Here is an 18,809-nt window from a genome sequence, read left to right on the forward strand (position 1 = left end):
GCGGCGCGCGGCCCCTGCTGATACCCGTCGCGGTCAGTGGGCCGCTTTCCTTCGCTCATTCCTGACAAAGGGCCCGTCGCGGCGTGCGCAGGCGGGTCGGCACTGCCCGTGGAACGGAGAGATCGACATGCGGAACATCGTGGTCCGAGCGCTTGTCGTCGCCGCATCGGCGGCCACCGCGTTACTGCTCACGACCACGGGTGCGCAGGCATCCGTGCAGCAGGGGGAGACCGATCCGGTCTTCGACCGCCCGGCCGTCACGGCCGACGTCGGGCCGTACGTCACGAAGCTGACCCACTCGCAGGCGACCTCGCGGCTGCGCTCGTCGGGCATCACGTGGTCCTCCAGCGGCAACTGCAGCAACCGCAACAACCCGACGTGCACGTCGTTCGATCAGGTCAACCTGGCGACCATCCAGGGCGCGCAGACGCTCAAGTCGGCGAGCGGGTGCGCGCTGAACATCACCGGTGGCACCGAGACCGGGCACGCGAGCGGCACCTACAGCCACTGGAACGGCTACAAGCTGGACTACAGCCTGTACTCCTGCGTCGGCAACTACATCCGCAACAACTTCGGCTACATCGGTGGCAACAAGTGGCAGTCGGGGTCGGGCAACATCTACTTCCTGGAAAGCAACCACTGGGACGTCACGTACTACAACTGTGGTGGGTGCTGAGCGGAGAGCAGCATCTGCCGCACGAACGCGAGCGCCTGGTGGTCCGGCGGGACGCCGCGCAGGCAGGTGTCCGGGTTGACGATGGCATCGGTGTCGCTCGGCACGATCACCATTCTGCCCCGCCATGCGGCAGGATCAGAGGGTGACGAACCTGCACCTCGCACGGCACGACTTCGGCGGCGACCCCGTCCTGCTGCTGCTCCACGGCCTCGGCGCGACCGGCGAGGTGTGGCACGACCTGCTGGAACGCAACTGGCCGGGTGAGACGCTCGCACCCGACCTGCCAGGACACGGCCGTTCGGAGCGGCTCGCCGAGTACACGTTCTCGTCGATGGCGGCCGCGGTCGCCGAGGTGGTGCCCGCCGGGCGGCGGGTGGTGGTGCTCGGTCACTCGCTCGGCGGCGTGCTGGCGCTGACGCTGGCCGACGGCTCCTACGGCCTCGACGTCGCGGCCGCGTGCGGCGTCGGCATCAAGCTGAACTGGTCGGCGGCGGAGCTGGCCAAGGCCGCCGAGGTCGCAGGAAGGCAGGAGCGGGTGTTCGCCACCCGCGAGCAGGCGGTCGACCGCTGGCTGAGGCTCTCCGGACTGGCCGGGCTGGTGCCGCCGGACTCGCCCCGCGTCGACGCCGGGGTCAGCGATGGACCGGACGGCTGGCGGGTGGCGGTCGACCAGAAGGCGTTCGGCGTCGGCGCGCCGGACGTGCCAGCGCTGCTCGCGGCCGCGAAGGGCACGACGGTCCTGGCGGCGGGGGAGAACGACCCGATGTGTCCGCCGGACCAGTTGCGTGCGGTCGCCCCGGACGGTGTGGTGCTGCCCGCGACCGGCCACAACGTCCACGTCGAGAACCCGCTCGCGTTGTGGCCGATCATGGACAGACTCCTGGCCTCGGCGACGGACGCGCTCGGCCAGTAGCGCGAGGCCCCGGCGGGCGCCAGGGCGGTCGGGGCTCTAACGGACGCCGAGCAGGTCCACCACGAAGATGAGGGTCTCGCCGCCCTTGATCGCGCCGCCCGCGCCGCGGTCGCCGTAGCCGAGGTGCGGCGGGATGACCAGCCTGCGGCGGCCGCCGACCTTCATGCCTGCCACGCCACGGTCCCAGCCCGCGATGACCTGGCCCGCGCCGAGCGCGAAGCTGAACGGTGAGCCGCGGTCCCACGACGCGTCGAACTGCTCACCGGTCGAGTGCGCGACGCCGACATAGTGGACGCTCACGCTCTGGCCCGGCTTCGCCTCGTCGCCGTCGCCGACCGTGATGTCCTCGACGACCAGGTCGGCCGGGGCCGGACCATCGACGGGGTCGACAACGGGCTTCTCGAGCGCCATGCGTGTTCCTCCTTGGTTGGTGCTTGTGGCGTACCGGTCCATCCAACCAGCCACCTCGTTCTCCCGCCCCGTGGGCTGGTACTGGCACCCGCACGTGAGCGTTCGTTAACATCGCGGCATGTCTCCGGCCCGTCGGCTCCACGGCGTGAAGAGTTCGCCCGTCCGTGACCTTCTCGCCCTCACCCTGCGGCCGGAGGTGATCTCCTTCGCGGGCGGGCTGCCAGCACTGGAACTGTTCGATGTGGATGGTTGGCGCGCGGCGTTCGCCAAGGCCGCGGAAGACCGGCGCAACCTCCAGTACGCGACGACCGAGGGCGACCCCCTGCTGCGCGAGCTGATCGCGGAGCGGATGACGCGCCGCGGCCTGCCGACCACCGGTGCCGACCTTCTCGTCACCACCGGTTCGCAGCAGGCGCTCACGCTGGTCGCGACCACGCTGCTCGAACCGGGTGACGTGGTCGCGGTCGAGGAACCCACGTATCTCGCGGCGCTGCAGTGCTTCCAGCTGGCGGGCGCGCGGGTCGTGCCGGTGGCGAGCGACGAGCACGGCGTGGTCCCGTCGGCGCTGGCGGAGGTGCTGGAGCGGGACCGGCCGACGCTGGTGTACCTGGTGCCGACGTTCGCCAACCCCAGCGGGAGGACGCTGCCTGCCGCGCGCAGGCAGGAGATCGCGGCGCTCGCGGACCGGCACGACGTGTGGGTGGTGGAGGACGACCCGTACGGCGAGCTGCGGTACCGCGGCGAGCGGGTGCCGCAGCTGGCGTCCTACGGCGAGAAGGTGCTCCACCTCGGCAGCCTGTCCAAGATCGGCGCGCCCGGCCTGCGGCTGGGCTGGCTGCGGGCGCCGAGGTCGCTGATGCCTGCCGCGGTGATCGCCAAGCAGGCCGCCGACCTGCACACGAGCACGATCGACCAGGCCGCCGCGGCCGTGTACCTGACGAGCGCCGACCTCGACGCGCACGTGGCCGGGCTGTGCGCCGCCTACCTGGAACGCCGCGACACGATGATCGCGGCGCTCCCGGACACGGTCCCGGCGGGTACCGAGTGGACGGACCCGGACGGTGGCATGTTCGTGTGGCTGCGCCTGCCGGGCGAGGTCGACACCACCGACGTGCTCAAGCGGGCGCTGACGCACAACGTCGCGTTCGTGCCGGGCGCCCCGTTCTTCGCGACCACACCCGACACGGCGACGATGCGGCTCTCGTTCACGACGAACCCGCCGGAGGAGATCACCGAGGGCATGCGCAGGCTGGCGGCCGTGTTCACCAGCCCCAGTGCCGACGGTGAGCGCTGATGGCCCACTCGGAGACCGCCTGCCGATCCGGCTCGTCGGGCAGCGGCGTCCTCCCGGTGCCGAGCAGGTCCTCGACCTCGGCCTGGACGACGGCGATCTCGGCGAGCACCTCGTCGAGATCGCGGACGTCGCCCCGCTTCACCCGCAGCACCCGCTCCCGCTCGGCGTCTGCCATGGGCAGCGTGAGCCGCGCGTCCCGCGCCACCTCGAGACCCTGGTAGGCGAGGCGCAGCGCGTGCGACGCATACTTCACGTCGTAGCCGTACTTCGCCACCAGCTCGGGACGACTCGGCGCCCTGCCGTGGCCGCCGCGGCCGAGTAGCCGCTCCCGCTGCGCGGCGAGGTAACCGAGGAACCGGTGCACCGCCGCGCGTGACAGCACCTTCGACGCGAGTGCCCGCAGTTCCTCGCCAAGCGGCGTGCTCGTGATGACGGCGTCGCGAGGCGCGTACAGCGGCAGCAGCGCCGTCGGGTTGCCCTTCATCGCGAGCCGCAGGTACTTGTGCAGCGAGTAGCTCACCAGGTCGGTGTCACCCGGCCCGGACCGCGCGCCTTCCGGCTGCGTGCGGAAAACGTAGTGCTCCGCCGGATCGTCCGTGCCGACGACGTTGGCGGGCGGCTCGATGTAGACACCCATCTCGTCGTGGTCGTCGGTGCCGGCGATCGCGATTCCGTGCACACCGGAGCCCACGACGGTACGCAGGATCTCGCCGCGCACGGCGAGATCACGGTTTCCGTGCTCGGTGTGGTTCATGCGCGCATGGTGGCACGCGATTGTGTTGGTGCGCCGCCGATTTACCGGCCCGCGGCCTCGTGGGAGCCCTTGACGGCGAGCTGGTCGGCGCGCTCGTTCTCCGGGTGCCCGGCGTGCCCCTTCACCCAGAACCACTGCACCTCATGCGGTTTCACGGCATCGTCGAGCCGCCGCCACAGGTCGGCGTTCTTCACCGGCTGCTTCGCCGACGTCTGCCACCCGTTGCTCTTCCACTTGGGCAGCCACTGCATGATCCCGTTCCGCACGTACGTGGAGTCGGTGTACATCGCGACCACCGACGGCCGCGTAAGGCTTTCCAGCGCGACGATCGGCGCCATCAGTTCCATGCGGTTGTTGGTGGTGACGGTCGGCTCGGCCCCGTAGAGCTCCTTCTCGTGCTCGCCGTACTTGAGCACGGCGCCCCACCCACCCGGTCCGGGGTTCCCGCTGCACGCGCCGTCGGTGTATATCTCCACGGTGTTCGACACAGCGTGGAGCCTAGCCAACCCGGTCCTCGGGGTGGACGCGTGCAAGTCCGGTTGGATCGGGATCCGCCTCGGCCAGGACGTCACCGCCCACTTCGCCCGGCACGTGGCCGATCTGGTCGCCGAGACCGAGCCCGCCATCGTCGCGATCGACATTCCGATCGGTTTCCCCGAGCGTGGCCGCCGAGCCGCTGACGTCGAGGCCCGCAAACTGCTCGGCAGCCGTTGGTCCTCTGTCTTCCTGACGCCGGTCCGCACGGCCCTGACCGAACCGACCCACGAGCGCGCGAGCGCGGTCAACCGCGAACTCGCGGGGGAGGGCATGTCCATGCAGGCATTCGGCCTGTTCCCGAAGATCCGTGAGGTGGACGCGTGGTGCCGAACGGCGCCGTGCCGCGTCGTCGAGCCGCACCCCGAGTTGACCTTCCGGCAGATGGCGGGCGAACCGCTGCCCGACTCCAAGAAGACGTGGGCAGGACTCGAACACCGCCGTGGGCTCCTCGCCGATCAGAGCATCCACCTCCCAGCCGACCTTGGTGAGGCAGGCCGCCAAGCGGCCCCTGACGATGTCCTCGACGCGGCGGCCGTCGCCTGGACGGCCGCCCGTGTCGCGTCGGGCACCGCCTTGTCACTGCCCGACGCACCGGCCGAGTTCGACGATTTCCCGGTGGCGATCTGGCGGTAACGATCATGGTGGTTTCCACTATTTGACCAAGTATGGAAGAAGGATGGACGACCGCGGCATTCCAGGGGCTGCGAGACAACCTGAACTACGCCCGCGACCTTGTCAGCGGAGGAAATCTCCTCGAGAAGCTCGGCACCCGCAAGTTCGACGTGGGCGACCTGTATCGCGCAGCCTGGGTGCAAGCGGTCTCGGCGTTGGATCACTGGGTTCACCGTGAGCTGTACGACCGTGCGCTCGGGTTCGCACTCAACGTCGACCAACCGCGACCGCCCCGATTCTTCGACCTGCAGATTCCGATGCAGATGTTCGAGGACGTGCACCACCACGGCTCGGTGACGCTGCAGGAGGCGTTCGCCACGCACCTGCGCAGTCATTTCGGCCACCAGTCGTTCCAGGCGCCGGACAAGATCAGGCAGGCACTCGGGCACGTCAGCACTGAGCCGTTGTGGCCGAGCGTTGGGAAGGTTCTCGCCGCCAACGGGAATGGCGACCTGAAGTCGCAGGCCGAGGCCGTGGAGTGCCTCAGGAACATCGTCAATCGCCGGAACAGGATCGCGCACGAAACCGATCGCGACCCGGAGGACGGCACGACGCGGCTTTCGATCTCCGCCGACGAGGTGATGCAGACGATCGAGCACGTGGAACTGATCGCTGCCGCCATCGCGACGGTGCTCGGCGCACCGCCTGTCATGCCCGTTCAGCCGGTCCATGACGTCGAGTCCGAGAACGGGGCCATCGGCCTGACCCCAAAACAGGAGCTGTACCGGCAGTTCTGGACGGAGTTCAAGCCGGTCGTCGAACGGCACGGCTGGACGAAGTCGAATCCGCCCGCCCAGAACTGGTGGAACATGCCGGCCGGCGTCACCGGAGCTGTCTGGGGGTTGTCCTACGCGATGTTCGGGTGCCGGTCCGAGTTGTACTTCGAACACGTCGACCCGGCGACCAACCTCGCGCGGTGGCGAGTCCTCCACGAGCGCCGTGACGAGATCATGGCCGGATTCGGCGGTGAGCTGTTCTTCGACGAACTCCCGAAGAACAAGGGATGCCGGATCGAGACGCGGCTGAACGGTCCCAAGATCACCGACCGGGCCGGGTGGCCGCAGGTGCACCGGTGGCTGGAAGACACCCAGTTGCGGCTTCGCGCGGCGGTCGACGCCGTGGGTGGTGTGCCGACCGTCGTGGCACCTCCGGACAGCACGGACGTGTGAAATCGGGATGCGGATCGTCGGGCCGATCGGTGACCATCGTCAGCATGGTGGTGGCTTCCGGGACGCGGATCGGGTGGCGTGACCTGCCCGGGTCCGTGCGGCACGCGGTCGAGGAGATCCTGGGCGCGCCGGTGACCGACGCCGTCTCCCAGGCCGGTGGGTTCTCGCCGGGTACCGCGGACCGGGTCCGCACCGCCGACGGCGGGCGCGCGTTCGTCAAGGCCGTCGGTGCCGTGCTGAACGAGCACAGCCCGCGCCTGCACCGGCAGGAGGCCGTCGTCACCGCCGCCTTGCCGCTCGCAGCGCCGACGCCGAAGCTCCTCGGCGTCCACGACGACGGCGACTGGGTCGCGCTGGTGCTCACCGACGTCGACGGCCGTCACCCGTCCTGGGACGACCCCGCGCACGTGACCGCGGTCCGCGCCACGCTCGCCGACCTGGCTCGCGTGCTCACCCCGTGCCCGATCCCGGACGCACCCGCCACCCGCGACCTGCTCGCGCCCGACTTCGCCGGCTGGCACCGGCTCCGCGACGACCCACCAGCCGAACTCGACCCCTGGGTCGCCGGGCACCTCGGCGACCTGTGCCGCCGCGCCGACCACGGTCTCGCCGCGCTCGCCGGTGACACCCTCACCCACACCGACCTGCGTGCCGACAACCTGCTGATCGGTGACGACGGCACCGTCACCGTCGTCGACTGGCCGTGGGGCGCCCGTGGCCCCCGGTGGCTCGACACGCTCCTGCTGCTGCTCAACATCCGCCTGTACGGCGGCGACCCCGACCTGGCCACGGTCGACGCCGACCGCGCCGACCTCGTCGGTGTCCTCGCGGGGTTCGGCGGGTTCTTCGTCGACGCCGCCAGGCACCTGGCGCCGCCCGGGCCTGCCGTCACTGCGTGCGTTCCAGCAGGCCCGGGCGGACGTCGTGGTGTCGTGGCTGCGCGAACTCAGCGGCTGACGTGCAGCATGTCACCCGTCGGTGTGTAGCCCGCGCGGGCGTACATCCGCTGTTCTGGTATCCCGGCGGGAGTGAGGAACACCGTCCGCGCGCCCGCGTCGTGCACGGCTGAGGTGAGGAATGCGGTCAGCGCCGCACCGATCCCGCGCCTGCGGTAGGGCGCCGGCACCGCGATGCCGGCGACCTCGGTCGTCCCGTCGACGATCACCTCGGCTACGCCGCCGCCGGCCGGCGCACCGGTCGCCGCATCCCTTGCCAGCACGGCGAAACCGCCGGTGCGCAGCTGTTCGCGGGTCTTCACGACCTCGTCGTCCGGCACGTCCGGCGACTCGCCGAACACTTCGTACTGGACTGCGAGCATGGCCTGGACCTCGTCGTCGGTGCCGGGCACGACCAGCTCGATCCCGGCGGGAGCAGGCACCGTGAGCGCGGACCCCGGCGCGCACAGCATGACGGGGATGCGCCGTTCGACCGACCAGCCCGCGGCGAGCAGCGCCCGCTCGGCCTCCGGCGCGGTGTCGGCCATGAACTCCACGCGTGGCGACAAGTCGCGCCGCGCGTAGGCGTCCCTCAGACCGTCTACATCGGACCGTGACGGCCGCGCGCCGTCGTCGGGGATGGCGTAGTTGAGGAACGGGTTGGCCGAGCGCCGCGAGAACGTGGCGAGGAACGGACCGACCTGTTCGGTGTCGCGCCCGGCCGCGGCGGCCCGGCGCATGTGTGACTGCAGAGCAGACAAGATGGGGAACCCTTTCACGAGCATGGGAATCGACAGCGGAACGGCGCCACCGGCACTACAGGCGACGCCCATCGCGGGCGTCAGGCATGAGGCGTTCCCTATCTCGGTCCGTCGGGTTCGTGGCCAGTCTGGCACGCGCCTGCCCGCGCACCAACCGAATTCCGGGTGACAGCCCCGCTAGCGTGGGAGCATCGGACAGAGGAGGCAGCCATGCGCAACGACCACGACGCCGAGGCGTCCTTTTGAGCGAACCAGCAAGCGCCGCAGGGGGTTCCCTCTAGCGAGACCAGGGTCAAGCGCGGCGACCGGATCGTTGGCGCGGACAAGGAACTGGTCGAGAAACTCGGCGGCAACGACCCGTGCCCGTGCGGCTCGGGGCGGCGGTTTCCGCCGGTGCTGCAGGCCGACCGGCCGCTACGACGACACCATGGGCGACTACTACGTCCGCTGACGGACGCCGAACGCGTCCGCGTCGAAGGTCAGGTACACGCCGAGGCCGTGCGAGTGGTCCCCGCCGACGTGGCCCGGCAGCGCGACGGCCCTGCGGTGTCGCCGCTGCAGGCGGATGAGCCCGGCCCGGAGCCTGCCCGCCTCGTCGTCGGGGAGTTTGCCGATCCGGTGCCCGCCGACCCACACGGCGACCGCGTTCCGGTCGAACGGGTTGCCGTGCTCGGCGACCAGCAGCGCGTGGATGTCCTGCCACACCGGCGTGGGCGCGTCCCGGCCGACGATCGACCACAGCACGTCCTGGTGGCCGGGCAGGCCGACCACACGCAGTTCGTCGGCGCCGGTGATCTCGGTGGCCCGCATGCCGTCACGCATCCAGTGCGGACGCCGGGCGGAGGGGGAGGTGTCGGGTATTCCCGTTCCGCTTGGACCCGCGACGAGGCGGTCCCGCAGCCAGTCGGCCAAACCCATGTCTGGTCTGTCGCCGGGGCGCGGAAGTCGTTACGCGGGAACGAGATCTGCCGCACAATGGCCGAGGCGGTTACTCCTGTCGAAGCACCCGGGGACGGTAAAAGCGGGCGGCCGGCAGGTTCACCCGATGGGGGTGGACCTGCCGGCCGCTTAGCGCTGGGGGTACGTCAGAGAACGGTGACGCCGGTCGCCTGCGGGCCCTTCTGGCCCTGGCCAACCTCGAACTGCACGCGCTGGTTCTCGTCGAGCGACTTGAAGCCGCCGCCCTGGATCTCCGAGTAGTGCACGAAGACGTCGGCGCTGCCGTCGTCCGGCGCGATGAAGCCGAAGCCCTTTTCGGAGTTGAACCACTTCACGGTGCCCTGAGCCATATTTCTTCCTCAACTTTGTGGTGATACGTACGCCGCTGTCTGCGGCGGAAGGTCCGACCACACGGAGGAGGTGCGAACGCCCGCAACAATGTTTCGCGAGCGCGCAATGACACGAACACAAAACCAACGACCACGTTCTACAGTACACGATCCGCTGGGATCGTGCCGTTCGCACGCAAGATCGACACGGCTTCCACGGTCGCGTACCCCCGCCACTCGAGCGCCGCGGCGGGGGAGTGGCTGTCGAAGTCGACCGCCCAACCGCCGTCGTCCTGCTGCCCGTCGGCGAGTCGCCGCAGGTCAGCGGCGATGACGTCGTCGTGGAACAGCTGCCGGCTCTGCTGCCCCGGCAACGGCGCGAAGTCCAGCGGCCGCATGGTCTCGCCCTCCTTGCCACCGGCAACTGGCAACAACCCGTCGGCCGGGATGAAGGTTCGCAGCCTGTCGAGCAGTGGCCCGGCCTCGTCGGACACCCCGGACACCGCGTCGAGAAACCCGACCGCGAACCGGAGCTCGATCGCGTGCGGCGCCTCCTCCAGCGCGGCGATGGCGTCAAGGCAGTACCGGGTGGCGGCCGCCAACCACGGGTGCCCGGCCACCCGCTCGTCCGCTGCGGCCACCCGCCACGCCACCCCGGCGACAAAGGCAGTGCTCTGCAGCGACGAGACCCGCGGATCGGCCCGCGCCCAGAACGGCGCACACCCGGCCGAGTCGGCCACGGGCACCGCGAACGGCACACCCCCGTCGGGCAGGGCCACCCGCCCGAGCCAGTCGCAGACCTCCACCGCCCGGCCGGCGGGCCCGACCTCGGCGAAGACCTCGAGCGCGTGCAACGCCCCACCGGGCTGGCTCTCGGGCGCCCGCAGGTCAGGCTCAAGCCCCCAGCCGTACCCGCCGTCAGCGTTCCGGTACCCGTCGACGGCGGCGAGCACAGCCCCGGCGTCCCCCCGCCCGGACAAGTACTCGAACCGACGCCGGTCGAGCAGCCTGGCGTGCGTGGCCATGAAGGAAGCGGCAGCAGCGATGTCGACAGTCACGCCTTCGATTGTCGCCTGCCCGCAACCGGGCGTCTTGAAGCTTTCGGACCGGTACCGGTCTTCTCCCGGCGACGTACGTCAGGGGAACAGCGAGTCGCGTCTGCGGTGCACACCGGTTGCGCCGCGGCCCGAACTCACGGGGTGAGGCGCCACAGCGCATCCACCGGTAGAGCCCTGATCTTCTCGCCGAACGGCAAGGTCTGCTGCCCGGTGTAGAGCACGTAGCCGGCGACGAACCGATCACCGAGATGGCCTGCAAGATTCCGCAAGCCGGCCAGGTCCTCGGTGCGCACTGTGGCGCCCGCCTTGACCTCTACTCCGATCACCCTGCCGTCGGGTGTTTCGATGACCGCCTCGACTTCCTGCTTGTCCTTGGTGCGGTAGTGATACAGCCGTCCACGCTCCTCGGACCAGGTGAGCTGGCGGGCGAGTTCCATGACGACGAAGTTCTCCATCATCGCCCCGGCCGCTCCGCCCGGTTCCCCCAGCCGTATGGGATCTTGCCCGATGAGATGGCTGGCAATGCCGGTATCCACGAACGCGAGTTTCGGGGTACCCACGGCCCGGCGCGTCTGTCCGGATGACCAGGCCGGAATGCTCTTGATGAGAAAGACCGACGCCAGCAACTCCAAGTAGCGCACGAGTGTGGTTCGCGGTATTCCGGACTGAGCGGCGAGTGTGGTCGGTTCCAGCAGGCCGCCGGCGCGTCCGGCAAGCAGTGCGATCAGTTTGAGCAAGTCACCTCGGCGCTCGATGCTGGCCAGTTCCAGGACGTCGCGTTCGATCAGGGTCGACAGGTAGGAGTCGAAGAAGGCGGTTCGGCGGCGGGGAGCGCGACGGGTGGCTTCTGGGAAGCCGCCGACGACGAGACGCTCCAGGTAGTCACGGCGGCGCAGGTCCGATGAGTGGTCGAGCCGGGGTCCGTGCCTGAAAGCGGCGTCCACAAACCTGTCGGGAGCCCCGTGCAGCTCTCCCTGGGAGAACGGCCACAGCTCGATCACCTCCATCCGGCCGGGCAACGCGTCGGGGAGAGTTCGCATGGCCAGGATGCGTGAGGAGCCTGTCAGGAGGTAGCGGCCGGGTGTCGGGTCCAGATCGACGGACACCTTGATCGGTTGAAGTAGCTCCGGAACCAGCTGTATCTCATCGATGACCATCAGGCTGTCGTGCTCCACGAACCCGGTTGGGTCGTCCTTGGCGGCCCGCAACGTGGCCGGGTCGTCGAGAAGCCGGAGCACTGTCGGCTGGCGTTCGGTGGCGAGCCTGGTCAACGTGCTCTTGCCGGCCTGGCGAGCGCCGTTGACGAGAACGACACGCGTATCTCCGAGCGCTTCGTGAACCAGGGATTCGGCGCGGCGAGGGATCAGGCCGGGAGGCGCAGGCATGGTGACAGTGTGCCGCACGAGCAAGATCAACGGTCATCTGGACGGTCGTTGCGTGGTCATCTAGCCGACCGGATCCTGGTCATCTAGACGGTATTTGTTCGGTCAGCTGGACGGGCGACACGTGGTGGCCTGGACGCTCCGCAAGGGCAACTCACCAGCCGCGCTTGCGCCACTCGTCGAGTTTCGGGCGCTCGGCGCCGAGGGTGGAGTCGTCGCCGTGGCCGGGGTAGAACCAGGTGTCGTCCGGGAGTTGTCGAAGATCCGGGACTTCACGTCGTTGAGCAGGGACGTGAAGTTCTCCGGTGACGTCGTCCTGCCCACACCGCCCGGGAACAGCGAGTCGCACTGACGGTGAACAACAGGGGTGATGGTCAGCGACCTTCATGAGGTACGACAGGCCGGGCGACTGGCACGACGGTGAGCAGGTCATGAAGCCCGTCGAAGTCACCGGGATTCGTTGTGAACAGAGAAAGGTCCTCAGCGATGGCCGTCGCCGCGATCATCAGGTCGCCGATGCGGCGTCGTGGCTTTCGTCCGACGGCGACCACCGAGGCAGTCACTCGGCCGTAGGTCCTGGCTGCCTCGACACCGAAGGGGATCGGGTCGAACTCGTGCTCGGCACGTTGGAGTATGTCAAGGCGTCGGGCGCGTTCCGCGTGCTCGTCATAGGTGTTCTGCTCGCTGTTCGGTCGTACCTGGTGTGGACCTGCGGAGAGTTCGGCGAGCGTTATCGCGCTGATCGCCATTTCCTCCGGCAACTCGGCTGGATCGACCCAGCGGCGAAGGATCAGGATGGTCGTGTCGAGGAGGCCCTGGCGATGGGGGCTACTGCTCATAGGGATCGACGGCCTCCGAATCTGCTGCGGCATCCTGGTCCGCGCGGAACGCAGTGATGTCCACGCTCACGGCGTTACGTGACATGGCGGTGAACTCATCTCGAGCTACGAAGCGTCGGCGCCGACGCAACGGAATCAGCTCTCCGATTTCATGCCCGTCACGAGTGACCGTGAAGGATTGACCACCCGCGACGGCGTCCATGATCTCTTTGGACCGGCTGCGAAGGTCCCGCTGGTTGATCTCAGGCTGAGCCATGTCGCCATGGTACGCGATGTGCCACCCGGTGGCACCTTGTGGCACGCTTGCTGGGCTGCGGCACGCCACATAGCCGAGCAGCGTCGGTGTCGGCGCGGTACCAGCGGTCTGTAACGCACGGCGATATCTGGCGACCTTGGTCGCGTACGGAGTGACTGCGCAACGCAGCCCGGAGGAATGTATGAGCGAAGATCTGACGATCACCGTCTCCCCGGAAGAGTTGCCAGGACCTGGCGAGACCGTGGAACTGGTGCGCGGAGACTTTACGATCCTGGTCGAGAACACCAAGGTCGTGGAGGAAATCGACGAGCCTGCCTACGGTGAGATCGTGTTCTATACGCCGGTCGAGACGGTGCATTCATCCACGAGACGGCACGCTGCCGAGGTGCGGCAGAAGAATGTGCGAACGAGGGTCGCGTCATCAACGCTGTGCTCGCGTGCTGGCACCCGTCGGGTGAAGTGGCGTTTGCGTGAGCCATTGTCGAACGTCACATGCGTTCAGTGCCGTGCACTCCTCGCCGATGAAGGTGAGGTCTAGTCACCCTGGGCGCAGCTCACCGTAGGTCGAGGCTGCACTACCAGCCGCGTTCGCACCACTCGTCGAGTTTGGGGCGCTCCTCGCCGAGCGTGGAGTCGTCGCCGTGCCCTGGGTAGAACCAGGTGTCGTCCGGAAGTTGGTCGAAGATCCGCGACTTCACGTCGTTGATCAACGACGTGAAGTTCTCCGGCGACGTCGTCCGCCCCACACCGCCGGGGAAGAGGGAGTCGCCCGTGAAGAGGTGGGGGTGGCCCGCCGGGTCGCGGTACAGGAGGGCGACGGAGCCGGGGGTGTGGCCACGGAGGTGGATGACCTCGAGCACGGCGTCGCCGACCGGCACGGTGTCGCCCTGGGTGACGTACTGGTCCGGCGGCACGGGGAGCACGTCGGCGTCGGCCTCGTGGGCGATGGTGTTCGCGCCGTAGGCGCCGGCGACGGCGCCCAGTGCGCCCCAGTGGTCCTCGTGCTGGTGGGTGGTCACGATGGTGCGGAGGGTGGGCCGGTCGTCGCCGTGGCCGATGAGGTCCGAAAGGCGTTCCGGGTCGTTCGCGGCGTCCACCAGCAGTGCTTCGTGCGTCCGCCTGCACACGAGGAGGTACGCGTTGTTGTCCATCGGGCCGACCGAGATCTTGGTGATCGTCAGGGCGTCCAGCGTGCGCCGGGCGGCGGGGCCGCCCGGCTCGACATGACCGGTGTACTCCTCGACAACGTCCACGCCACGGACCCTAGCGGCCCGGGCCGGAGGGCTGACAGCATGGCCTCGTGGAGGACCTCATCAAGAGTGGCTGGCGCTGGTTCAACGAGCCCGCGCGGTGGAGCGGGAACACGGTCACGACCGACCCCGGCACGGACTTCTGGCACACCACCCATTACGGCTACGTCCGGGACACCGGGCACATCCTGGGCATCGACAAGGCCGGGGACTTCGAGCTGACCGCCACCTTCACGGGTGACTACACCGAGCAGTACGACCAGGCGGGCGTCGCGATCCGGCTCGACGAGAAGAACTGGATCAAGAGCGGTGTCGAGCTGGTCGACGGGCAGCAGCAGGTCTCGGCGGTGGTCACGCGCGACGTGTCCGACTGGTCGGTCGTGGCGCTCGCCGAGCCGGCCGCGTCGGTCACCGTCAAGGCCGCGCGGACCGGGGACACGGTCACCATCTCCTACGGCCTGAACGGTGCGCCACCCGCGACGATGCTGCGGCTCGCCTACTTCCCGCCGGAACTGTCGGTGCTCGCCGGTGTGATGTGCGCGTCACCGACCGGGAAGGGGTTCACCACCCGATTCGAGAACATCGCGATCTAGCCGATTGATTCCGTGAGTCGGCGTTGCCTGGACGGGCAGGTCCCGGGGATGGTGGGGAGCCCTTCGACGGCGCAACGAGTGCCGTGAATGGGCCGTTCAGGGCGCTCAGCGCCGTGAACGCGCCTTTCAGGGCATCAGCCCGCGCCGTCGACGCGCCCGCCCCAACCGCAGCGCCCACACGGACTCGGTCAGCCAGGGACTCTAGCCCCAGGCGGGCAGGACGGGGACGTCTCCGCGCAGGCCGGTGCCGTCGGAGCGGCCGGTCAGCCACGCGAGCGCGGTCGCGGCGTCCCCGGTCACGTCGTGGCGGGGTTCTTCGCCGCCGTTCACGAGGTCCCACACGCGCTCGCGGTCGCCGGGCAGCTCGACGGTGAGGCGTACACGCTTGCCGTCTGGCCGGTTGATGTGCCGGGTGACGGCCTCGGCGACGAGGTGTTCGAGGTGGTCGTTGGGAACCTGGTCGAACGAGAACCCGGCGTCCAGGTCCACCAGGTGCACCCACACCTCGTGCAGGCGCATCGACGGGATGTTGGCCGCGGGGAACGAGGCGGGCAGCCTGGCCATGACCGGCGCGGACCACGCGTGCTCCGGCATGCCGGTGGCGGCGACCATCAGCCGGTCGCTCGCGGCGCGGAGGTCCTCGACCAGGATCTGGGCGAGCCGTCCCGCGCCCTCCTCGATGTCCGCGTCGCGGTCCGCGGTGCTGGCGTACATTGGATGCTCGACGCCGGTGCGTGCCCAGGTCAAGAGATTGACCAGCCCGTCGGCGTTGCGGGCGAGGTGGGACACGACGTGGGCCCTCGACCATCCGGGCAGCCCGCTCGGCTGGTGGACGGTGTTCTCGTCGAGTCCCGCGACAACGTGGTCGAGTCTCTCCGTCGCCTGTCGCACCAAGGGAAGCAGGCGTACCGCGCGTTCCGCTGCCGAGCGTTCGTCAGCGCGCCGCTGCGCGGGTACGTCGTTCTGCCCGACGGATGCTTCAGGTGAGATGCTCATACCGCCCATTCCCGCGTGTTCGGTGGCAGACCTGGTTACTCCAGCGTAGGTGAGCGCGGCAGTTGACCGGTAGTCACCGAGCGAACCGGAAAATTGTCGGTGCCCCGTTCTAGCATGACCCCGGCCATGGTCCTCGGTCCCTGAACCGGTCCGTGACCAGTGAGAACAGAACTTCGAAGGGACTTCAGTGGCTGACCGCCTCGTCGTCCGCGGCGCCAGGGAGCACAACCTGCGCGGCGTTGACATCGACCTGCCCAGGGACAGCATGATCGTGTTCACCGGGCTGTCCGGCTCGGGCAAGTCGAGCCTGGCGTTCGACACGATCTTCGCGGAGGGCCAGCGCCGGTACGTGGAGTCACTGTCCGCGTACGCCCGGCAGTTCCTCGGCCAGATGGACAAACCGGACGTCGACTTCATCGAGGGGCTCTCGCCCGCGGTGTCGATCGACCAGAAGTCGACCAACCGCAACCCCCGGTCGACCGTCGGCACGATCACCGAGGTCTACGACTACCTGCGCCTGCTGTTCGCGCGCGCGGGCAAGCCGCACTGCCCGCAGTGTGGCGAGGCGATCAGCAAGCAGACGCCGCAGCAGATCGTCGACCAGGTCATGGCGATGGACGAGGGCCTGCGCTTCCAGGTCCTCGCACCGGTCATCCGCGGCCGCAAGGGCGAGTACGTCGACCTGTTCTCGTCGCTGCAGTCCCAGGGCTACTCCCGCGCGCGCATCGACGGGGTCGTACACCAGCTGACCGACCCGCCGAAGCTGAAGAAGCAGGAGAAGCACGACATCCAGGTCGTGATCGACCGGCTCTCGGTGAAGGCGAGCTCCAAGCGGCGGCTCACCGACTCGGTCGAGACCGCGCTGCGGCTGGCCGACGGCCTCGTCGAGCTGGAGTTCGTCGACCTGCCGGAGAACGACCCGCACCGCATCCGCGGTTTCTCCGAGAACCTGGCCTGCCCCAACGGCCACCCGCTCGCGATCGAGGACCTCGAACCGAGGTCGTTCTCGTTCAACTCGCCGTACGGCGCGTGCCCGGTCTGCACCGGCATCGGGGTCCGGCAGGAGGTCGACCCGGAGCTGGTCGTGCCGGACGACGAGCTGAGCCTTGGCGACGGCGCCATCGCGCCGTGGGCGGGCGGGCAGACCGCCGAGTACTTCCACCGCCTGCTGACCTCCCTCGCCGAGGCCGTCGGGTTCCGCATGGACACCCCGTGGCGCAAGCTGCCAGCCAGGGCACAGAAGGCGGTCCTGCACGGCACGGCCGACCAGGTGCACGTCCGGTACCGCAACCGGTACGGCCGCGAACGCTCCTACTACGCCAACTACGAGGGCGTGATCCCGTTCCTGGAGCGGCGCCAGGAGCAGACCGAGTCCGAGTACATGCGGGAGAAGTACGAGGGCTACATGCGGGAGGTGCCGTGCCCGGCCTGTGAGGGCACGCGGCTCAAGCCGGAGATCCTCGCGGTCACGCTGTCGCACAAGTCGCAGGGCGAGCGGTCCATCGCCGAGGTGTCGGCGCTGTCGATCGGCGAGTGCTCGGACTTCCTCGCCGGGCTCAAGCTCGGCAGGCGCGAGACCATGATCGCGGGCGCCGTGCTGAAGGAGATCCAGGCGCGGCTGCGGTTCCTGCTCGACGTCGGCCTGGACTACCTGTCGCTCGACCGGGCCGCGGGCACGCTGTCCGGTGGCGAGGCGCAGCGCATCCGGCTCGCGACGCAGATTGGGTCCGGGCTGGTGGGCGTGCTGTACGTGCTGGACGAGCCGTCGATCGGCCTGCACCAGCGCGACAACCACCGGCTGATCGAGACGCTGACCCGCCTGCGCAACCTCGGCAACACGCTGATCGTGGTCGAGCACGACGAGGACACCATCCGCTCGTCGGACTGGGTGGTCGACATCGGGCCGGGCGCGGGCGAGCACGGCGGCGAGATCGTCCACAGCGGACCGTACGAGAAGCTGTTGAAGAACAAGAAGTCGCTGACCGGCGCGTACCTGTCCGGGCGCCAGCGGATCGAGGTGCCCGCGATCCGCAGGCCGGTCGACAGGAAGCGGCAGCTGACGGTGGTCGGTGCGCGGGAGCACAACCTGCGCAACATCGACGTGTCGTTCCCGCTCGGCTGCCTGGTGTCGGTCACCGGCGTGTCCGGGTCCGGCAAGTCGACGCTCGTCAACGACATCCTGGCGACCGTCCTCGCGAACAAGCTGAACGGCGCGCGGCAGGTCCCCGGCAGGCACACCCGCATCAACGGGCTGACCCTGGTCGACAAGCTGGTGCGCGTCGACCAGTCGCCGATCGGCCGCACGCCGAGGTCCAACCCGGCGACGTACACGGGCGTGTTCGACCACGTCCGCAAGCTGTTCGCGGCCACGACCGAGGCGAAGGTGCGCGGCTACCAGCCGGGCCGGTTCTCGTTCAACGTCAAGGGCGGCCGCTGCGAGGCGTGCGCGGGCGACGGCACCATCAAGATCGAGATGAACTTCCTGCCGGACGTGTACGTGCCGTGCGAGGTCTGCAAGGGCGCGCGGTACAACCGCGAGACGCTCGAGGTGCACTACAAGGGCAAGACCATCTCCGAGGTCCTCGACATGCCGATCGAGGAGGCGGAGAAGTTCTTCGAGCCGATCCGGGCGATCCACCGGCACCTGAAGACGTTGGTGGACGTGGGCCTGGGTTACGTCCGGCTGGGACAGCCCGCGCCGACGTTGTCCGGTGGTGAGGCGCAGCGCGTGAAGCTGGCGTCCGAGCTGCAGAAGCGGTCCACCGGGAAGACGGTGTACGTCCTCGACGAGCCGACGACCGGGTTGCACTTCGAGGACATCCGCAAGTTGATCGGCGTGATCAACGGGTTGGTGGACAAGGGCAACACGGTGATCGTGATCGAGCACAACCTCGACGTGATCAAGACGTCGGACTGGATCGTGGACATGGGACCCGAGGGCGGCTCCGGTGGCGGGATGGTCATCGCCGAGGGCACGCCCGAGGACGTCGCCGGTATGTCGTCCTCGTACACCGGGCAGTTCTTGAAGACTGTGCTGTGAGGTCG

General features: G+C 69.0%; 22 protein-coding genes and 2 pseudogenes. 10 read left to right on the plus strand and 14 right to left on the minus strand.

Going from position 1 to position 18,809, the window contains the following annotated elements; translation table 11 throughout:
- Positions 1–127 precede the first annotated feature (127 nt).
- On the plus strand, positions 128–676 hold the full coding sequence (locus tag ACFPCV_RS36485) for a hypothetical protein (protein WP_378061851.1): 549 nt from the start codon (positions 128–130) through the stop codon (positions 674–676).
- On the opposite strand, the gene ACFPCV_RS36490 is transcribed toward ACFPCV_RS36485, so the two are convergent.
- Positions 655–780, minus strand: a complete 126-nt coding sequence (locus tag ACFPCV_RS36490; RefSeq protein ID WP_378061852.1) for a hypothetical protein — start codon at positions 778–780, stop codon at positions 655–657. The genes ACFPCV_RS36485 and ACFPCV_RS36490 overlap by 22 nt on opposite strands.
- Before the next feature lie 38 nt (positions 781–818).
- Here ACFPCV_RS36490 and ACFPCV_RS36495 point away from each other — a divergent pair, with 38 nt between their 5' ends.
- On the plus strand, positions 819–1,589 hold the full coding sequence (locus ACFPCV_RS36495) for an alpha/beta fold hydrolase (RefSeq protein WP_378061853.1): 771 nt from the start codon (positions 819–821) through the stop codon (positions 1,587–1,589).
- A gap of 36 nt (positions 1,590–1,625) precedes the next feature.
- Here the strand turns inward: ACFPCV_RS36495 and ACFPCV_RS36500 are convergent, their stop codons facing one another.
- The gene (locus ACFPCV_RS36500) at positions 1,626–2,000 is read right to left on the minus strand and encodes an FKBP-type peptidyl-prolyl cis-trans isomerase (RefSeq protein ID WP_378061855.1); all 375 of its coding nucleotides are present in this window, start codon (positions 1,998–2,000) and stop codon (positions 1,626–1,628) included.
- Between the two features lie 118 nt (positions 2,001–2,118).
- Between ACFPCV_RS36500 and ACFPCV_RS36505 the strand changes: the two genes are divergently transcribed.
- Positions 2,119–3,294: an aminotransferase-like domain-containing protein gene (locus tag ACFPCV_RS36505; protein WP_378061857.1), complete on the plus strand. Its 1,176-nt coding sequence runs from the start codon at positions 2,119–2,121 to the stop codon at positions 3,292–3,294.
- Here the strand turns inward: ACFPCV_RS36505 and ACFPCV_RS36510 are convergent.
- A complete protein-coding gene (locus ACFPCV_RS36510) occupies positions 3,263–4,048 on the minus strand; it encodes a nucleotidyltransferase domain-containing protein (RefSeq protein WP_378061859.1) in 786 nt (261 codons plus the stop codon). The two genes, ACFPCV_RS36505 and ACFPCV_RS36510, sit on opposite strands and share 32 nt — an antisense overlap.
- A gap of 41 nt (positions 4,049–4,089) precedes the next feature.
- Entirely contained in the window at positions 4,090–4,536 is a 447-nt protein-coding gene (rnhA, locus tag ACFPCV_RS36515; RefSeq protein ID WP_378061860.1) for a ribonuclease HI, read from the minus strand.
- On the opposite strand from rnhA, the gene ACFPCV_RS36520 reads away from it, so the two are divergent.
- The 3 genes from ACFPCV_RS36520 to ACFPCV_RS36530 are packed head-to-tail and all read left to right on the plus strand — an operon-like array spanning position 4,526 to position 7,412.
- Entirely contained in the window at positions 4,526–5,218 is a 693-nt protein-coding gene (locus ACFPCV_RS36520) for a DUF429 domain-containing protein (protein WP_378061862.1), read from the plus strand. The two genes, rnhA and ACFPCV_RS36520, sit on opposite strands and share 11 nt — an antisense overlap.
- 32 nt (positions 5,219–5,250) lie before the next feature.
- Entirely contained in the window at positions 5,251–6,426 is a 1,176-nt protein-coding gene (locus ACFPCV_RS36525) for a DUF4268 domain-containing protein (protein WP_378061863.1), read from the plus strand.
- 44 nt (positions 6,427–6,470) lie between these two features.
- Positions 6,471–7,412 (plus strand): phosphotransferase, encoded by a 942-nt coding sequence (locus tag ACFPCV_RS36530; protein WP_378061864.1) that lies wholly within the window; start codon positions 6,471–6,473, stop codon positions 7,410–7,412.
- Here the strand turns inward: ACFPCV_RS36530 and ACFPCV_RS36535 are convergent.
- Positions 7,373–8,122 carry a GNAT family N-acetyltransferase gene (locus tag ACFPCV_RS36535; protein WP_378061866.1) on the minus strand — a complete coding sequence of 250 codons (750 nt, stop codon included), beginning with the start codon at positions 8,120–8,122 and terminating at the stop codon, positions 7,373–7,375. The genes ACFPCV_RS36530 and ACFPCV_RS36535 overlap by 40 nt on opposite strands.
- A 330-nt stretch (positions 8,123–8,452) precedes the next feature.
- On the opposite strand from ACFPCV_RS36535, the pseudogene ACFPCV_RS36540 reads away from it, so the two are divergent.
- Positions 8,453–8,509, plus strand: a pseudogene (locus ACFPCV_RS36540) (SEC-C metal-binding domain-containing protein); the annotation flags it as partial.
- Positions 8,510–8,560: 51 nt separating this feature from the next.
- Here the strand turns inward: ACFPCV_RS36540 and ACFPCV_RS36545 are convergent.
- The 7 genes and pseudogenes from ACFPCV_RS36545 to ACFPCV_RS36575 form a co-directional block, all read right to left on the minus strand.
- Positions 8,561–9,040, minus strand: coding sequence for a hypothetical protein (locus tag ACFPCV_RS36545; protein WP_378061868.1), 480 nt, complete (start codon positions 9,038–9,040; stop codon positions 8,561–8,563).
- Between the two features lie 167 nt (positions 9,041–9,207).
- Positions 9,208–9,411 (minus strand): cold-shock protein, encoded by a 204-nt coding sequence (locus ACFPCV_RS36550; protein WP_378061870.1) that lies wholly within the window; start codon positions 9,409–9,411, stop codon positions 9,208–9,210.
- A gap of 137 nt (positions 9,412–9,548) precedes the next feature.
- A complete protein-coding gene (locus ACFPCV_RS36555) occupies positions 9,549–10,448 on the minus strand; it encodes a hypothetical protein (protein ID WP_378061872.1) in 900 nt (299 codons plus the stop codon).
- A 134-nt stretch (positions 10,449–10,582) separates the two neighbouring features.
- Positions 10,583–11,833, minus strand: coding sequence for an ATP-binding protein (locus ACFPCV_RS36560; RefSeq protein WP_378061874.1), 1,251 nt, complete (start codon positions 11,831–11,833; stop codon positions 10,583–10,585).
- Positions 11,834–11,984: 151 nt separating this feature from the next.
- Positions 11,985–12,175: pseudogene (locus ACFPCV_RS36565) on the minus strand (MBL fold metallo-hydrolase); the annotation flags it as partial.
- Positions 12,176–12,204: 29 nt separating this feature from the next.
- On the minus strand, positions 12,205–12,669 hold the full coding sequence (locus ACFPCV_RS36570) for a type II toxin-antitoxin system VapC family toxin (RefSeq protein ID WP_378061876.1): 465 nt from the start codon (positions 12,667–12,669) through the stop codon (positions 12,205–12,207).
- The gene (locus ACFPCV_RS36575) at positions 12,659–12,925 is read right to left on the minus strand and encodes a type II toxin-antitoxin system Phd/YefM family antitoxin (protein WP_378061877.1); all 267 of its coding nucleotides are present in this window, start codon (positions 12,923–12,925) and stop codon (positions 12,659–12,661) included. Before ACFPCV_RS36575 ends, ACFPCV_RS36570 begins: the two co-directional genes overlap by 11 nt.
- Positions 12,926–13,106: 181 nt before the next feature.
- Between ACFPCV_RS36575 and ACFPCV_RS36580 the strand changes: the two genes are divergently transcribed.
- Complete coding sequence (locus tag ACFPCV_RS36580) at positions 13,107–13,463, plus strand: hypothetical protein (RefSeq protein WP_378061879.1); 357 nt, start codon at positions 13,107–13,109, stop codon at positions 13,461–13,463.
- Positions 13,464–13,500: 37 nt separating this feature from the next.
- Here ACFPCV_RS36580 and ACFPCV_RS36585 read toward each other — a convergent pair whose 3' ends face one another.
- On the minus strand, positions 13,501–14,178 hold the full coding sequence (locus ACFPCV_RS36585; RefSeq protein ID WP_378061881.1) for an MBL fold metallo-hydrolase: 678 nt from the start codon (positions 14,176–14,178) through the stop codon (positions 13,501–13,503).
- Positions 14,179–14,225: 47 nt separating this feature from the next.
- Between ACFPCV_RS36585 and ACFPCV_RS36590 the strand changes: the two genes are divergently transcribed.
- Positions 14,226–14,768, plus strand: coding sequence for a DUF1349 domain-containing protein (locus ACFPCV_RS36590; protein ID WP_378061882.1), 543 nt, complete (start codon positions 14,226–14,228; stop codon positions 14,766–14,768).
- 201 nt (positions 14,769–14,969) lie between these two features.
- Here the strand turns inward: ACFPCV_RS36590 and ACFPCV_RS36595 are convergent, their stop codons facing one another.
- Positions 14,970–15,764 (minus strand): maleylpyruvate isomerase family mycothiol-dependent enzyme, encoded by a 795-nt coding sequence (locus tag ACFPCV_RS36595; protein ID WP_378061884.1) that lies wholly within the window; start codon positions 15,762–15,764, stop codon positions 14,970–14,972.
- A gap of 187 nt (positions 15,765–15,951) precedes the next feature.
- Between ACFPCV_RS36595 and uvrA the strand changes: the two genes are divergently transcribed.
- Positions 15,952–18,804, plus strand: a complete 2,853-nt coding sequence (gene uvrA, locus ACFPCV_RS36600) for an excinuclease ABC subunit UvrA (protein ID WP_378061886.1) — start codon at positions 15,952–15,954, stop codon at positions 18,802–18,804.
- The last annotated feature ends 5 nt before the right edge of the window (positions 18,805–18,809 follow it).

The organism is Actinophytocola glycyrrhizae, from assembly GCF_042653545.1.
GTDB classification, from domain to species: Bacteria; Actinomycetota; Actinomycetes; order Mycobacteriales; family Pseudonocardiaceae; genus Actinophytocola; species Actinophytocola glycyrrhizae.